17 protein-coding genes are annotated in these 16960 nt (G+C 30.2%); 8 read left to right on the top strand and 9 right to left on the bottom strand.

Features of this window, described 5'->3' with window-relative positions:
* Window positions 1–152: 152 nt before the first annotated feature.
* The 4 genes from NPA10_RS03200 to NPA10_RS03185 form a co-directional block, all read right to left on the bottom strand.
* Window positions 153–452 carry a hypothetical protein gene (locus tag NPA10_RS03200; RefSeq protein WP_256547268.1) on the bottom strand — a complete coding sequence of 100 codons (300 nt, stop codon included), beginning with the start codon at window positions 450–452 and terminating at the stop codon, window positions 153–155.
* The gene (locus NPA10_RS03195; protein ID WP_256547267.1) at window positions 437–2329 is read right to left on the bottom strand and encodes an SGNH/GDSL hydrolase family protein; all 1893 of its coding nucleotides are present in this window, start codon (window positions 2327–2329) and stop codon (window positions 437–439) included. The genes NPA10_RS03200 and NPA10_RS03195 overlap by 16 nt, the downstream gene beginning before the upstream one ends.
* A 291-nt stretch (window positions 2330–2620) precedes the next feature.
* Entirely contained in the window at window positions 2621–3031 is a 411-nt protein-coding gene (locus NPA10_RS03190; protein ID WP_256547266.1) for a hypothetical protein, read from the bottom strand.
* A gap of 43 nt (window positions 3032–3074) precedes the next feature.
* Complete coding sequence (locus NPA10_RS03185) at window positions 3075–4619, bottom strand: SGNH/GDSL hydrolase family protein (RefSeq protein ID WP_256547265.1); 1545 nt, start codon at window positions 4617–4619, stop codon at window positions 3075–3077.
* 320 nt (window positions 4620–4939) lie between these two features.
* Here NPA10_RS03185 and NPA10_RS03180 point away from each other — a divergent pair, with 320 nt between their 5' ends.
* Entirely contained in the window at window positions 4940–5608 is a 669-nt protein-coding gene (locus NPA10_RS03180; RefSeq protein WP_256547264.1) for a beta/alpha barrel domain-containing protein, read from the top strand.
* Window positions 5609–5612: 4 nt separating this feature from the next.
* On the opposite strand, the gene NPA10_RS03175 is transcribed toward NPA10_RS03180, so the two are convergent.
* The gene (locus tag NPA10_RS03175) at window positions 5613–6485 is read right to left on the bottom strand and encodes a hypothetical protein (RefSeq protein ID WP_256547263.1); all 873 of its coding nucleotides are present in this window, start codon (window positions 6483–6485) and stop codon (window positions 5613–5615) included.
* A 323-nt stretch (window positions 6486–6808) separates the two neighbouring features.
* Here NPA10_RS03175 and rpmG point away from each other — a divergent pair, with 323 nt between their 5' ends.
* Genes rpmG through proS form a run of 7 tightly spaced genes read left to right on the top strand, consistent with a single transcriptional unit; the run spans window position 6809 to window position 12007 of the window.
* Window positions 6809–6958 carry a 50S ribosomal protein L33 gene (gene rpmG, locus NPA10_RS03170; RefSeq protein ID WP_256547262.1) on the top strand — a complete coding sequence of 50 codons (150 nt, stop codon included), beginning with the start codon at window positions 6809–6811 and terminating at the stop codon, window positions 6956–6958.
* A gap of 9 nt (window positions 6959–6967) precedes the next feature.
* Window positions 6968–7294, top strand: a complete 327-nt coding sequence (gene secE, locus NPA10_RS03165; RefSeq protein WP_256547261.1) for a preprotein translocase subunit SecE — start codon at window positions 6968–6970, stop codon at window positions 7292–7294.
* A 54-nt stretch (window positions 7295–7348) separates the two neighbouring features.
* Window positions 7349–8395: a hypothetical protein gene (locus NPA10_RS03160; RefSeq protein ID WP_256547260.1), complete on the top strand. Its 1047-nt coding sequence runs from the start codon at window positions 7349–7351 to the stop codon at window positions 8393–8395.
* A gap of 16 nt (window positions 8396–8411) precedes the next feature.
* On the top strand, window positions 8412–8927 hold the full coding sequence (locus tag NPA10_RS03155; protein ID WP_256547259.1) for a PTS sugar transporter subunit IIA: 516 nt from the start codon (window positions 8412–8414) through the stop codon (window positions 8925–8927).
* A 26-nt stretch (window positions 8928–8953) separates the two neighbouring features.
* Window positions 8954–9376: a pantetheine-phosphate adenylyltransferase gene (coaD, locus tag NPA10_RS03150; RefSeq protein WP_256547258.1), complete on the top strand. Its 423-nt coding sequence runs from the start codon at window positions 8954–8956 to the stop codon at window positions 9374–9376.
* A gap of 5 nt (window positions 9377–9381) precedes the next feature.
* Window positions 9382–10536, top strand: a complete 1155-nt coding sequence (locus tag NPA10_RS03145) for a PfkB family carbohydrate kinase (protein WP_256547257.1) — start codon at window positions 9382–9384, stop codon at window positions 10534–10536.
* Window positions 10537–10564: 28 nt separating this feature from the next.
* Complete coding sequence (gene proS / locus NPA10_RS03140; RefSeq protein ID WP_256547256.1) at window positions 10565–12007, top strand: proline--tRNA ligase; 1443 nt, start codon at window positions 10565–10567, stop codon at window positions 12005–12007.
* Window positions 12008–12025: 18 nt separating this feature from the next.
* Here proS and rnc read toward each other — a convergent pair whose 3' ends face one another.
* From rnc to NPA10_RS03120, 4 genes are all read right to left on the bottom strand, one after another.
* Entirely contained in the window at window positions 12026–12760 is a 735-nt protein-coding gene (gene rnc, locus NPA10_RS03135) for a ribonuclease III (protein WP_256547255.1), read from the bottom strand.
* Between the two features lie 181 nt (window positions 12761–12941).
* Window positions 12942–13901 (bottom strand): phosphate acyltransferase PlsX, encoded by a 960-nt coding sequence (gene plsX, locus NPA10_RS03130; RefSeq protein WP_256547254.1) that lies wholly within the window; start codon window positions 13899–13901, stop codon window positions 12942–12944.
* Window positions 13885–15600, bottom strand: a complete 1716-nt coding sequence (locus NPA10_RS03125; protein ID WP_256547253.1) for a DAK2 domain-containing protein — start codon at window positions 15598–15600, stop codon at window positions 13885–13887. Before NPA10_RS03125 ends, plsX begins: the two co-directional genes overlap by 17 nt.
* Window positions 15601–15711: 111 nt before the next feature.
* Window positions 15712–16686 (bottom strand): phosphotransacetylase, encoded by a 975-nt coding sequence (locus NPA10_RS03120; RefSeq protein WP_256547252.1) that lies wholly within the window; start codon window positions 16684–16686, stop codon window positions 15712–15714.
* Between the last annotated feature and the right edge of the window lie 274 nt (window positions 16687–16960).

Raw genomic sequence — 16960 nt, 5'->3', positions numbered from 1 at the left:
ATTATGTATTTTTAACAATATGCTGATTTTATTTCTAAAACATTTATATAAATTATTAATTCATAAAAAATTCATCGAGGATAAAAATGTACATAAAAAAGCAACTTTTTTAGGTTGCTTTTTTATGTATTATTAGGTGTTTTAATTTGTAATTAATTAGCAGTAGATTTAGAAATGCCATTTAATTCATCAATATAACTAGCTAATTTTGCAGTAATTTGAAATAAATTTCCAGGACCTATTAGAAATATTGTTAATAATTCTTGAGCAAATTTTTGTGTTGCTGTTTCAAAATTAGATTTTTCAACTAATCCATCAAGATTTTTATTACCAACTCCTAATAAGGCTTTAACTAAAGAATTTAAAGTTGCAATTTTTGGCAAAAATTGTTTTGCTAAATTAACAACAATAATATTTAAATCACCATTTGGTTCAATTAATTTTCTAACCACTTCAAGTTGTTTTTTATGAAATCTTGGGTTGATAAATTTAAGAATTGAGTAAGTATGCTTACATAATTAATTGGATTAATGGTGCTAAAAACTGTTTGTAAAGTTTGCTCTAAAATAGCCTTATCAAAATCTTGATTTTCCAAACTATCCAATTTTTTAACTAAATCATTTAAAGTTTTGTTTAAAAATGATCCGTCTTCTAGTAAATAATTCAACATATGAACAAAATTAGATTTTCCTTCATATGTTGTTGTCATGAATTCATCTAATTTATTAGTGTTTGCTGTTGGAAATAATAAAGATTTTAAAACACTATAAAGATTAGCATTACCATTAGAGTTTGTTAAATTATTTAAGAAAAATCTTAATGGAGAAGATCAATTTTCTTTCTTTTCAATTTTTTCTAAGTCTGCATTTGTATCATTAGGTAAATTATCGGTTAAAACTAAAGGTTTATCTTTAGTTCCAACATATTTTTTAACTAATGTTGAAAAATCATTTTCTGAACCAAATTTTAAGAATTGTCGAAAGGTGCCCAAATCTTCTTTCAGATAATGTTCATCCATTACCCAAAATGGATTTAATTTTTTTAGTTCACCGATTGGATTTTCTTTATCGTGTGAATTAATTTGGGTTTGATCCAAGCTTAGTTTTAAAAATAATTCTAATCCAACTTGTTTTTGACCATATTTGGTTGGATGAATATCGAATAAATTGTGGGTTAATTCTTTTGAATGATTTTTTCAAAAAGTTGCATTAAAAACACTTACAAAATTTATTTTATCTTTATTGGTTAGTTTTGTATAAACTCCGTGAGGAATTTGATTAATTGAATCAAAGAAAAATTTTAAATAATTATTAGTTTCTAAACTTTGACCTGAAAAACTTTTGGCTAATTCTTGATTAATTAAATGTGTTAATCGCAATAATGGTTGGGGGTAATTAACCAAAACAATGGTTGCATGGGGGTTAATTTTTTGTAATTTATTCACTAATTTAATGTAATTATTTTCAATTTCTCCCACAATTAATTTAATTTGTTCGTTCAGTGTATTTAAATCATTTTTACCAAACAAGTTGGCAAAATTGAATTTATTGAAAAAATCATTTGCTGATAACGTAATAGTAATTAAGTTTGCAGCTTTAATTTTTTCTAAAGATTCATTAAAACCTTTTTGTTTGAATGCATCTTCACCTTGACCAAAATATTTATCAAACCTGTTTTGGTAAGGATTTCCATTTTTCTTATTATCTTCTTTTAAAGAGTTGAATAAGTTAAAACGATTTTCAGGACTATAACCACTAACAGTATCACCTAACAAATATAACCAGTCATCAATTGTAGAACCACTTAATGCCAAATTATCATAACTAGTAATTGATCCAGGTTGTACTTGTTCAACATAACTAGCAAAATAAGAGGGATAACTTCAACCTGTAATCTGCTTGGTGGTTGAATTAAATTCACCACTTGTATCAATTCCAGCTAAATCACCATTATAACCAGCGACAACAGAATCACCTAAAGCAACATATCGAATGTGATGTTGATCATTTTTATCTACATTATCTTTAGATTGTGGACCAACTTTTGGTTCAACAGGATTAGTAGGCTTGGTAGTTTCAGATTCAGCCGAGGGAGGGGTAATTCTAGATGATTTTTCAGATGATTGATTACCATCAATTTTAGGAAAAGTGTTGGCTGATGCATTAGTTTCGCTATTTGTATCAGATGATTCTTGTTCAGAGTGATTACTTGAAATTTGAGGTGGAATACTCAAAATATCTGAACAAGCAGATAAGACAAAAGCAGAAATGGAACTAATACTGAAAAGGCCAAATAAAAATTTAGATTTAAATTTTAGTTTTTTAATCATTTAGATAATTAAGTCCTTAATTCAATTAATTAAATTCATTTAATGCATTATGCATTAAGGTTTAATTGGCACTATTATACTATAAAAGCATCATTTGGCTTTTTTAGTTCATAAAATTGCCCATCAAAAAGCAAATTTAATTGTTGATAATTCTTTTATCTCAATAATTATATTTTCCATTTTTAGTTTGTATTTCATATTTCAGAATTAATGAATTCTTAAATAATTTAGAAAACAAAAAGTAACCAAGAAGGTTACTTTTTGTTGTTTCGTTATTTTAAATATGATTAATTAAGTAGATGCATTTAATTCTTTTATATAGTTGTTCAATTTAGATGGGATGATATAAATAGAACCTTTTCCCAAAAGTATTATTGCCAATAAACTTTCCACAAATTTTTGGGTTTTGGTTTCAAAATCAGATTTTTTAACTAATTCTTCAAAATTAAATTTTTTAATAAATTCAAAAGTTGGTAAAAACTGTTTTAATAAATGGACAAAAATTGTATTTAGTTTCTTGTTGGGTTTAATTAATTCTTGAATTTCTGTTATTTGCTCTTTAATAAATTTTTCTTTTGATAAATCTGATAATTCAAACGCTAAATTTAAAAAATTAGATTCAATATCATTTTGAAAAGATTTTTTTAAATTTGTTTCTAAAATTTCTTTTGTGAAATTTTGATTTTCAAGATTATCCAACATTTCAACTGATTTATTTAAAGCACCATTAAAAAAGATTTATCTTTTAGAAAAAATTAATTAAATGAACAAGATTAGACTTGTCATCATATTTTTTAATTAGGAAAGCATCAAGTTCATTTGATTCTATTTCTCCAAGAAAAATGAATGATTTTATTTTGGAATAAATAACATTGCCTTGAATATTTAAATTATTAAGAAAATACTTTAAAGGATAAGATCAATTTTTCTGTTTTTCAATTTTCTCCAGATCAGAATTTATGTCATTAGATAAATTATTTAATAAAACAATAGGTTTATTATCTTTAGCAACATAATTACTAATTAATTTTTGTAAATTAATATTTGAATTAAATTTTAAGAATTTTTTAAAAGTATTAGCATCTTCATTTTTATAATTATTTGATTCTTTTCAAAAAGGATTTGAATCTGAATTATCTGTAGTTGTTTTAGATAATTTTAAAAATAATTCCAAGCCCATTTGTTTTTGACCAAATTTTGTAGGATGAATATCAAAAATATTATGAGATAAATCTTTAGCGTATTTTTCTCAGAAATTTTGATTAAATGCACTGATGAAATCAACATTGTTCTTATCATCTATATGTTTATAGGTATTAAAAGAAATTTTATTAACTCTATCAAATAAGGTTTGAAAAACAGTAATTTTTTCTCCATTTTTATATAAGTTTGAACTAATTTTAGCAATTTCAGTTTCGAGTAAATTAGAAAGTCTCAATAAAGGTTTGGGATAATTAAGCAATACAATTCTGGCACGAGGATTAAGTGAACTAATTTTTTGAATTAGTTTCACATAATTATTTTCAATTTGTTTAGCAATGCTTTCAACTTGGGATTGAATAGAACTAAAATTAGTAGAACTATTAAAAAGATTAAAAAAAGGAAATTTATTAAAAAAATCATTTGCTGATAAAGTGATAGTAATTAAAGTTGCATCTTTAATTTTTTCTAATGATTTATTAAATCCAGTTGGTTTAAAAGCATTTTCATTTTCACCAAAATATTTGCTGAATCGATTTGCATAGGGATTTTTGTGAGCTTCATTATCTTTTTTAAAAGAATTAAATAAAGCAGATCGACTAGTAGGATTATAACCAACAACATTGTCGCCTAACAAATACAATCAATCATCAATTGTTGATCCACTTAAACCTAAGTTATGATAACTACCAATTGAACCTGGTTGAGTTTGTTCCACATAACTGGCAAAATAAGAAGGATAACTTCAGCCAACAATTTGTTTGGTTTCAAAATTAAATTGACCACTTGTATCAATGCCAGCTAAATCACCATTATATCCAGCAGTGATAGAATCACCTAAAGCAACATACCGAATGCGATTTTTTGCATATTCAGCAGCTTCATCTTTAACGTTAGAATCAGTTGCTGGAGGAGTGACTTTAGGCAGTTCTAAAGGGACTTGATTATCATTAGTTTGGTTAGGTTTTTCGTGTTCAGGAGGAGTATCCAAAGTTTTGGGTCGACTATTTAAAGCATCAGAACAAGCAGATAAAACAAAAGCAGAACTAGAACTAAGACTGAAAAATGCCAATCAAAATTTTGATTTCAACTTTAATTTTTTAATCACCATTTAAGCAATAAAATCCTTCTTAATTTTTTACAATAGTCCATAAATTATTATGGTCTAATCATCGCTATTATACTACAAACCAGATTGTTGAACTTAATTTCACTAACAAAAAATAAATTAAAAAATACGGAATCAATTAAAGAAAACCCCCTAATTAATTTAGGGAGTTTTAAGTTATTATGCGATGTAATCGAGTGTTAAAAAGAAGGGTCTAAAAATAAATGCTTTATAATTTAAAATGTTGATATTTTTTGAAATATTGATATTTATTGAACTATTTTTGTTGTTAGGAACTTATTGTGGAAAAATCAATCCAACCTTCGTTATTAGCTTTTACTAAAACTCAGATGCGCGAACAAATTGCTAAATGCGCTGAAATAGGAATTAGCTGAATTCATTATGATGTTATGCATCCAAATTATGTGGGCGCAACCGCTTATAAATTTGAATATTTAGATTTAATTCGGGAACATCAAATTAAAGTTGGAGTACATTTGATGACTAAAAATGTTGTTGAAAATGTCCGACAATACTTGGATAAAGATGTCCAAGCAATTGTGATCCATGGTGATGCTGATATTACTAGTAATATCCATGCTGCATTAGATTTAATTAATCAAACTCCGCATATTGCTGCTGGACTAGCGATTAAAACTTATGAAGATTTATTTCCGTTAATCCCTTTTTTAAAGAAAGTAAAAAAAGTGGTGATGATGGGAGTGCGCCCAGGAGCAGGCGGGCAAAAATATCTTTCTTTCACGACGCGTAAATTAAGACATTTAAGACAATTAATTCTGAAATTAAATTTGGATATTGAAATTATTTTGGATGGTGGGGTTCGACCCAATGTCATCAGATTAACTAGACAATATGTTGATACTTATGTGACTGGTTCATATTTAATGGCTGCACCTAACTTTGAACAAGTCTATAATGATTTATTAACCATCGCTCAATCTTATAATTAAACTCTTATTTACCAATTGGATCTTCAAAACTAAAAGCTTCTGTTTCAATGACAATCGGCTCATCAGTTTTAAAGCTTTCAGTTGGTATTTTTTTGATGGGATTAGGCTCAGGAGTTGCAGTAGTTGGATCTTTTTGAATGTTAATAATAGATTCATTCAATAAATCCAATTGTTCTTTTAAATTTAAATCCTGATTTGCAAAATTTGTGTTATTTCGGTTAAAGATTTTCTGGTATTTAAAGGTATGTTCAAAGTGTAACACACCTAAATAGTAAACACAAATCACGGTTCCTAAAATTGGAATCAGCGAAAATAAGGCAATAAAAATATTCCGAATAATTTTTTGATAAATCGCAATTGATAATAAAGTGATCATCACTAAACATTGGGTTAAAAAAGCAAAAAAACTAATGTAAAAACTTAACGCAAAAACAAAAGCTTCATTATTGGAAGCAAAAATAATGTTGGCTTGAATACTTCGGAAGAACGAATAAATTGTCCCGGTTTTAGCTAGAATAAAATCGCTTCAGAATGAAGGTAATAAAACAAAGAAAATGCGGTTACCTAAATCGTTGTAATTAGAATAACTACCTACACCAATTGCATAAGAGTGACTAATTGCAATAATGTAAAAAATTGTACTAATAGCACTCAAAAATGCTAGTAAAGTAATTAAGGTAAAACCAGTTACGACAATTCGTTTTTTAACGTTCAAACTGGGAATGGATTTGGCAATAATATCCGCTTTCTCATCAGTAATATTGTTGAGTTTATTGCGGTTTGCAAATCCAGCACCAAAACTAAATGGTTTTGGCTTAGTAAATGAGTTAAGATTTTTAGATTCTTTTTTTGTTTTCTTTTTAAAAAACAAATTCATCTAAAACCTCCGATCTGAATTTTTATCATGACTTAGTTAAATCCCAATGTGATTCTGGATCACCAAGAAATTCTGGGAATTCAATTAAAGCAAAATGATAAAGTTATTTGAGGCGGAACTATCTTCCATTCTAACACAAGAATTAAAAGAATATTCCGTCTTCAAGAATGATAAAAATGGTGCAATAAGCGGTTAGTCATCAGTAGATTACTGATTATATTGACCACCTAGTGCAAATAAAATGGTATAATAACATATTAATTGGCATTTGAAACTAATTAATTGCAAAAAGCATTTGCGGAAGGCTTTAAAATCATCGCTCAATGAAAACTAAAAACGCCATTTTAATTTGTGATGTTTGTTTGAATCGGAATTACAAATTCAAGCTTTCCAATAATCGAACTTATCGTTTAGAATTGTCCAAGTACTGTAAGCATTGTCAAAAAACTCAAATTCATAAAGAAACCCGTTAAGCAATCAGCATGAAAATTTTTAAATCTAAAGAACTTGAAGCAGCAATTAATGATACCAGTTCTAAAACTACCAAAACTGCTGCTGTCAAACCAACAGCTAAAAAACCCCGAACTGCAAAATCAAAACGACCAACAAATTCTTTTATTAAAACTTGAATGAAAGTGTTTTGACAACGTTCATTAATTCTTTTTAATGGAATTGTCAAAGAATTTAACCGCATTACTTGGTTGAAAGGTAAAAAACTTTGAGAAGCATACGGGATCGTGATTACCATCACCGTGTTGTTTGCGGTTCTTTTTTATGTGATTTCCATTATTGCTGGTTTCATTAAATAACGTTTTGACCATTAATTGATAAATGATGAAAGAAAAGATTATTCACTAATAATTATGAACAATACCCACTATGCTGACTATTATTGGTATGCATTAAAGACTAATGTTAGCAACGAAGATTCTGTCGCGAAAATGATTCGTGAACACATTACTTCTTATCGTTTAGAACACGCGATTGTTGATGTGTTAGTTGTGAAAGATTATCGCATTGAAGAATCTGAAGAAATTCATCCGTCTTCTGAAAAATTACCAAAAGCTTTTCGAATTACCAAAAAATCACAGTGGATTCAAATTCGTAATGGCAATTTTATTCGTGTTCGCATTATTGAAAGCAAACCTTATCAAGGAATGATTTTTGTTCGCATGCTTAATGAACCCAAAATTCATCGAGCTGTGTTATCTTGAGCGCCAGGAACTTATTTTTTAGGAGTTGCGGGATCACCTGAAATCATTTTTGATCATGATTTTAATCAAATGGTTAGTCCTTTTATTAATCAAGAGATTCCTGATTTGCAAAAATACTTGTTAGAGAAACATCTAGCAGATCAAATTATTACTTCTTCTAAACAAACTGCAACCACAACGGCTAAACCAACTAAAAAATCTAAAAAAACAGCCGATCAATTGGATATGGATATCATTCCAGAATTAGATGTAAATTTACTGTTTCAATTCGATAAAGAAGACCAAGCTGCTGGTTTTGGTAGTGGAGTGACTTCAGTAGTTCATCATAAACCCGAAACTGCAACAGCTGAAACAACTAGTGCAGTTGCAACTGAATTAGGTTCAATTGCATCAACACCAGTTGAACCAATCCCAGTTATCGAATCAGAACTAGTTGGAGTTACAGCAGTTGAACAATCTACTCCAACTCCACCAGTTAGTTTAGCTGAAGAAACATTAGCTGAGCCGGTTATTGAAGAACATTATGAACCAATTAATTTAAAAATTGATCAAGAAGTTTTTTTAATTAAACTAAACATGCCTGGTATTGTGAAAGAAATTCGTGAAAAAACCAGAGAAGTAATTGTGCAAATTGAAATGATGGGCCGAAGCAACAACATTGCAATTGATCCAAATGACATTAAAGAATTAGATTAGAAATTGAGAAATTACAATGAATTTCATTCAAAGAATTAAGAACCTATTTGGTGCTAAAAAAACTAATAGCACTAATATTTATGCTCCAGTTGACGGAACTTTAGTTGATCTAAAAAATGTTCCAGATGAGGCTTTTTCTAGTGGAATGTTAGGTAAAGGTCTTGCGATTAAACCAGATAACGGAGCAATCTATACTTTTATGAAAGGCTCATTGGAAGTATCATTTGATACTGGTCATGCTTATGTGTTTCAAGATCCAGTGACTGAAGTTACTGTTCTATTACACTTGGGAGTTGATACAGTTAATTTAAGCGGAGAAAACCCTTTCACCAAAGAAGAGATTGCCATTAAAACTGAAATGAATGTCGGTACTAAATTGTGTGAAATGAATCTTGATTTAATTAACCAAAATGCTAAAAGTGATCATGTTATGGTTTTAGTGCAAAACGATACGATTGGGGAACATAAAATCGTTTTTCACAAAACTAGTGGACAAGTAAAAAAAGGTGAATTATTATTCACCATTGAGTAAAATTTTTAGTGATTTTTATCTAAAAAATGAAGACTAAAAAAGCGCTTTTTGCGGGAACTTTTGAGATTTTTCATTCAGGCCATGTTGATGTTTTATTACAAGCAGCGGGCCTGTTTGATTTTGTATACGTAGCTGTGAGCTATAATCCTTATAAAACCAATGCTTCTCCAATTGATGAACGTTTAGAACGAGCTCAAGCTAAAATTGCCGAACTAAAACTAACCAATGTTGCTGTAATTAAAAACAATGGATTTGGGGTAATTTGTGCTAGATTAAATGGGTGTCAATATTTAGTTCGGGGCATTCGTAATGTTAACGATGTGCAACATGAACTAGATTTAGCGACTCGTAATCAGGAGCTAGAACCAACAATTCGTACCGTACTTTTAGTTGCTAAAAACGAATTGCGCCATACTTCTTCAACAAATATCTTAACACCTAAAAAATAAGTCTTATGTTTTATACAATTACTTTAAGTCCTGCAGTTGATTATATTTATAAACTAAATAAACCAATAACGATTGGAACAACTAATCGAGCTAGTTTTGATTTTGCTAAACTTAATAAACAAATAGATCTGAAAAATTCCAGTTTTGGAGTTCCCTACATTGTTTATGGCGGTAAAGGCGTGAATGTTAGTCTTTGTAGTTTAGCTCATCAAATTCCCAGTAAAGCCCTTGTTTTAACTAATGATCCAAATCAGGGCTATGTGTGCGATTGAATTAAGACTCATCCCCAAATTGCTGAACAATTTGTTTGGTTTGAAGCGTTATTGCATTTACGTGTTAATGCAAAAATTATGTTCAACCAAACAATGACCGAAATTAATGATCAAAATTTCATGACTAATTGAAACTGAACTGAAAAAATTTTAAATTATTTAGAAACACATGTTAAAACTGGCGATTTCATTAGTGTTAATGGTAATTTACCGGTTTTATTAGATGATCAATTCCAGATTTTAGGGGTTAATAAAGCTGCTTATGTCACTAAAGTTGAAGAATTCATTCGTCGGTTGCATCAAATTGCTAAAACTAAAAATGCCCAAATTATAAGTGATAGTAATTTGTTAGTTAATTCATTATTGCTTAAAGAAATAACTTTTTTATTTAAACCCAACTTAGCTGAATTGGATGAATTTTTTGACAAACGAAAAGTTAAATTAAGAGAAGAATTTCAATTAACTGAACCAATCATTGATTTAGCGCCAATTTATCAAGAAATAATTTTAAAAGCGATCAGTTTTTTTAAGCGATTTCGCATTAAGTTTTTATTAATTTCATTAGGTGCTGATGGTGCTGTTTTAGTGCATGCTAACCAAATTATAATTGGTCGTCCAAACATTCGTTTTCAAAAAGAACCAATTATAGGGTTTCAAGGCTGTGGAGACACAATGTTAGGGGCTTTTGTCAGTCACTATTTGCAAATTAAATCAGATAACATAATGAGTTTAGATAATTTAAAAGAATTATTAGTTTATGCAATGGCTGCTGGAGCAGCTAAAGCTTTAACTTTTGAAATTCCTGATCTTCAATTCATTGATCAGATTTATCAGAAATATTTTGCTGATCAAGACAAAATTATCATCCATGAAAATTACTTTTATTAAGTAAAACCAAAAAGAACAACTGAATTTTATGAATCAATCCCGTATTAAAAACCAAGCTGAAGATTTTAGTGGCTGGTACGAAAGTGTTGTCGAAAATGCTAAACTAGCACAACCAGGTTTAGTTAAGGGGACTATTTTAATTTTGCCTCATGCTTGAGCAATTTGAGAACAAATTCAATTTTTCATCAACCAAAAATTTCAACAACTAGGAATTAGTAATGTTGGGTTTCCCAGTTTTTTAACCCATGAATCATTGGCGAAAGAAAAAGATCATGTAGCTGGTTTTGCTCCAGAATTATTTCTTGTTTATAAATCAAAAACTGATCATTCTCATTCAGTAATTTTGCGTCCAACAAGTGAAATTACTTTTTGTCATTATTTCAAAACTAATTTACAAAGTTATAACCAATTACCAATGCAAGTTAACCAGTGGTGTAATGTTTTCCGGGCTGAAAAAAATACAAAAGCATTTTTAAGGACATCAGAATTTTACTGACAAGAGTTACACACTATTCATGCAACTGCAACCGAAGCACACCAAATGGTAGCTGATGTTTTCAATATTTATCAAGAATGTTTACGAGATTATTTAAACATTGGTTTTCTCGCAGGACAAAAAACAATTCTTGAAAAGTTTGCTGGTGCAGATGCAACTTACACTCTAGAATCATTTATGCCAGATGGACAAATGTTACAATCTTGTACTGCTCATTATTTGGGTACCAACTTTACTAAACCATTTGAAATCACCTTTAATTCCCAAAATAATGAAAAAACTTTTCCCTTTCAAACTTCTGCAGGAATTTCAACCAGAATTTTAGGAGCAATTATTATGAGTCATGGTGATAATTTTGGTTTAGTCTTGCCTTTTGACGTTGCACCACATCAAATTGCAGTTTTAAATTTAGTGAAAAATTCTGATGAACAAAGTCAACAATTTTTAAATCAACTCAATAATTTATTAAAAAATTACCGCGTGAAAACCGATCATTCGAATAAGAGTTTTGGTTTTAAAATTCAAACCCAAGAATTGTTAGGTACTCCGTTCAGTCTTGTGGTTGGACAAAAAGAGATTGCTGAAAACCAAGTGGTTGTTATTGACAGATTAGACCGCGAAAAAACAATAGTACCACTTACTGAATTAAATGAATGATTGCTTCAAAAAATTCAGTGGTACAAAACCGAAATGTACAATCGTTCTTACCGACGCTTAGTTAATGCGGTGGTTGAATGTCAGAATTGGGAACAAGTTATAACAACAGTGAAAGCTGGTAAAATTGCTTTAGCCCCTTGATTCAATGACAAGAATAATGAGGAAAATTTTAAAGCTGCTCAAACTGGTTTTTCCATTCGTTGTATAAAAAACCCATTAGAAAACAACGCCACAACTGTTAATTCTGAAGTTCAAATCCCGTGTGTTTTTTCTCAACAACCGGCTAACTGTTGAGTTTATTTTGCACGGAGTTATTAAGAAATTAATAAAAACCAATTAATTTTGTTTGTATTTATTTAAAGCATTTTTAGCTGCAATTTTTTCAGCGGCCCGAATGGTTTTCGCAGTGCCTCGACCATAAATTACTTCATCAACCATAACAACGACGTTATACTCGTTGTTTTTTTTATCGTGCTTGAATTTGTAATCGATCTTGCGACTAGTTTGGGTTTGTAATAGCTCTTGCAAAATTGATTTATAATCAGTTGATTCTTCTAAATCATGAGTCCAATAGTATCGTAATAAGGTATTGTTGACTAATTTTTTAATGTAGTTTTTATTGCCTTGGTCTAAATAAATTGCAGCAACAAAGGCTTCAAAACAATCACAAATTACTTTATCTGGAATATTATGTCTTAAACTTTTACCAATAAAAATGTATTTGTCTAAACCAATTTCTTTTGCAGCACGCACCATGGTGTTTTGTTGCACTAACATCCGTTGAATGGTGGACATTTCACCTTCAGTTAGTTCATTAGACATATTGAATAAAGCTTCACAAACAATTAAATCTAATACAGCATCACCCAAGTATTCTAAGCGTTCATAAGAATAGGTTTCATTAATTTCATTAGTATAAGAACGATGAGTTAAAGCATGCAAATAATAATCAAATTTTTTAACATTAATTTTTAGTTGGGCTAAATACTGCTTTAAAGCTTGAATTCGTTCCTTATGGGTTTGGGGTTCAGAATCATGGTGGTTCTGAAGGAGATTTTTTTTATTGGTCATTTTTGATGACATCCCTTCTTTATCGTTAAGGCGTTTTGACTCTGGATGGCAAGTGATTAATGGCTGGTTTGATCATGTTTAATTTTAGTAAAAATTAAATCAAATATCAATACGTAATTCTGGTTGTTTTTTATTTGAAATCTAATAAGCAGAATTACGCATTGATTTTTGTTTACTAAAATTAGTAATCACTTTTAGCCATCTGATACAACAGACGTAAAGAACTATAATATTCTAAAAAACCAGCTGAGCCGTGGGTTTTCACCACTAAACCATTGACGCCTAAAATAATTGCACCTGCATTATTTTTGTAATCAAAAGTGGTTCGTAAATTTTGAACCATTCCCCGGACAAATAAATAAGAAAGCTTGGTTCAAATCGATTTTTGGAAATATTGTTTAATGACTTTTGCTAAAGTCATACTAGTGCCTTCCATGGCTTTTAAAACAAGATTGCCAGCATAACCATCACAAACAACAATATCACAAACATTCTCTAAAATGGTTTTTGGTTCAATGAACCCAATGTAGTTAATCTTCGGATCATTTTTTAATAACTCAGCTGCTTCTTGATGGTAGCTAAAGCCTTTATGTTTTTCAGTACCAATGTTTAAAATCCCTACCCGAGGATGAGGGATTTGCAAAACTTTTTTATTAAATTCATCGGCCATAGTCGCAAATTGCACTAGTTCTTGAGCATTAACTTCCAAATTAGCCCCAACATCTAAAATATTAAAAGTTTTATTTTTGGTAGAAGTAGGTACAAACGGCATGAATGCGGGTTTATTAATATTGGGTTTTAAACCAACTATTGCATAAGTTAGGGTCACAAAAGCATTAGTATTACCCGCTGATAATAACCCGTGAGTTTGCTGGTTAGCTAAAGCTTGTAGACCTAAATACATAGATGAATCAGTTTTTCGTCTGGCTGCCATGATGGAATCATCTTGTTTAATTTCAGATTGAGCCACAATTTTTTGGAATTGGGGGTTAGTAACTTGATCTAAAACTTCAGCAGTAGCAACTAGGCATAATTGCAAATCATCATGTTCAGCTAAAAATTTTTCACAAGCTCTGATGGCTTCAACATAATCAGATTCAGCACCCATTAAATCAACGGTTAAATTAATTTTCTTCGCCATTTTTAATTAATCCAATTGTTAATAAATTCTTTTCTGATTCAACAAAAAAATCATGGACTTCTATAACCCGTTGGTCTTGTTTTAAAAGTTGGGTAATGTGAGGAATGGTTTGATTGGCTGTTTGATCATTATATAAAAGCACAACATCAAAAGTTTTGAACGAAGACCGAATGCGTAGAAAAATTTCTAACATTTTTTCACTAACTTCAATTAGATTAGATGATTCTAACACGGTTTTTCGTCCGTTTTTTAAAACAAAGCTTTTTGTGTTATCATTACTGTTCACTTTTTCGGTAATGAATAAGTGATTAAAGTACTGCGCGATCCGTTGCAATAATTTTTTGTTTCACCAATTTGGGCGGCGTTTTTCATAAAAACTTAGTAAAAACAAAGCGTTCATGTAAGAAGAAACTTGAATGATTTGTAAATTTTGCTTTCGGTTAATGAATTGTTCAGCGTTTGTTAATTTACGTTTTTGTTTTGCATTAATGGCGAAAACATAAATTCTTTGGGCTTTAGTTTCATAGAACTCTTCCACAAGGTGTTTGTTATTTGGAGATCCTTGAGCTTCTAAATCCCATAAATAATCCAATCCATACCGGTCATGGACGAATTGTTTTAGTTCGGTTGTGGGTAAGAAAGTGAAGATTGCGCTTTTTTTATCAAGAATTAAATCGTCTGATTCGTATTTTTGGAACCGATCAGCAATGTGCTCTTGAAATTGTAAATTCATGTTTTCAATTTTCACTGAAATGAATTCACCATATCGTTGACCAATTTTTAACAATTTATCAGGAGCTAGTAAATGGGCGTGGATTTTCAGAATATCATCTTCTTGCACAATAACAACTGATTCAGCATTATAAGCATCTAAATCATTAATAATTTCGTCGTATTGATAATCACGTTTGGTTTTTTGATTGGGCGCGATTTTTAAGCCCAAACGTAGCACAAATTCACAACAATATCCAAATCCTGATTTTTCTTCAAAGTTGGATTGTTTTTGTTTCAGCAATTCTTTTTGTTGATCTTTAGCAGATTGAACACTTAATTCTTGAAAGAGATTATATTCAGTAATAGGCAGATCATTAGCTTCTAAAAAGCCGCGATAAAACTGCAATAAAGCAAAAGCCCCCGAATCAATTGCGTTGTTTTCTTTTAATACGGGTAATAAATTAGGTGACTGAATTACTGCATTAGCAGCTGCTGCATAAACAATCGTTAATAATTGCTCAATACTTTCAATGTTCGGTTTTTGGGTTTCTAAAGCTTCAGCGATAAAACGCGTGACCGAAAGCATTGTTCCTTCAGTTGGATTTTGGACTGCGGTATACGAAATTTCGTATGATTTTTGAAAGGCATTAAAAAAATCATCAAGATTAACATCATCAACACAATGGTCTAATGGCATAGTTAGACCCCGAATAACTCGACTAATAATAATTCCCGAATTACCTCGAGCATTCATTAAAGTTTCGCGGGCAAAAGTTTTACTAAAATCATTAATTCCGTTGAAATTTTGATGCGAAACAGCCTCCATTGCTTTAGATAATGTCTGTTTTAAATTTAAACCAGTATCACCATCTGGCACTGGAAAAACATTTAAATCATTAATATAGTCAGATTGGGCAATGATGTTGTCAATCCCCTTAATTAGCATTTCTTTTAGTTTGGAAAATGTAATTTGTTTATTATTCAACAACAGTTTCTCCCTAAAATTTCTGAATTTTCTTTTTGTTCAATAAAAAAAGATATCACATGAGGTGCATCATCATGTGATATTTTTTGAAGTTAAAAAATTGAAATTTTTCTAACTTTGCAAAGCAGTTACCATAGCAGTGTAAACAACATCTTCAACAGTAGAACCGCGTGATAAATCATTGACAGCGCCATTGATTCCAACAATAACTGGTCCAACTGCGCCTCAATTACCTAAACGTTGAGCAACTTTATAACTAATATTACCAGCATCTAAGTTTGGAAAAATGAAAATATTCGCACTGCCATCGTATACCAATTCTTTGTATTTGCTCTTACGAATTACTTCATCAACTCCTGCATCAAATTGAATTTCTCCAGCTACTTTCACACTAGCATCAGCTACATTTAAACTAGCAACGGTTTGAGCAGCAGCTGCAATTTCTAAAGTTCGTTCGGTTTCAGCACTTCCTTTAGTGGAAAAACTTAACATTGCTACTTTAGAATCTGGCATGTATTTAATAGCTTGGTTGAATTCAATTGCATTTTGGGTAATGTCAACTAATTGATCTTTAGTTGGATTTAAATTTACAGCCACGTCTGCAAAAATTAATCGTTCATTACCTCGGTGCATTAACATGACAGATGAAAAAGTTTTTTTATTGGGTTTTAAACCAAAAACTTTAAATCCTCCCCGTAAAATATCAGAAGTGGGATAAGATAATCCGCCAACTACTCCGTCAACAAGTTGATTTTTATACATCATCATCCCAATGTTGATTCGGTGTTGCATGAAAGCTTGTGCTTTTTCTAAAGTTTCTTTACCCTTACGTAGTTCAAAAAACTGTTGAGTAAAACGTTCTAGTTGTGTTTGATCAGCAAAAACGTTAACACATTCAACCCTTTCAGGTAAATCAGTTGGGAACTGGTCGTTTTCAAATAGTAAAACTGGCACGATATTTTTAGTTTTTTTCACTAGTTCACGCGCAGCATCTTGAGTTCGTTTGTCATCCCCATCAATTAAAATAATCCGTTTAGGTTGGGCTAAAGCTTCAACTGCTTCGGTAATAAATTGTGTAAATTCCATTATTAACTTAACTTAAATTTCCAATCTTTTATGTTTGATAAATAGTTATTAAAAATTGATCAGTTTGTTCAGTATTAAATCAGCATCTTAATATTGAAGTAACAGTAGAAATTATCCACCCATTAATTTAATTCTGATTTCAAACTTTTCTCAATTTTTCTTCTAATGTATTATACCAGTGTTTTAATGAATGAAATTCAAACTTCGTTATGATAATTCCTGAAAGTACTGATTTTTCCAGCAGAAATGCTGATTTTAAGAGTCATAAAAATTA

The organism is Mycoplasmoides fastidiosum (assembly GCF_024498275.1).
GTDB classification, from domain to species: Bacteria; Bacillota_I; Bacilli_A; order Mycoplasmatales; family Mycoplasmoidaceae; genus Mycoplasma_N; species Mycoplasma_N fastidiosum.
Note: the sequence above shows the minus strand (reverse complement) of the source record. Positions and strands in the feature narration are given on the sequence as shown.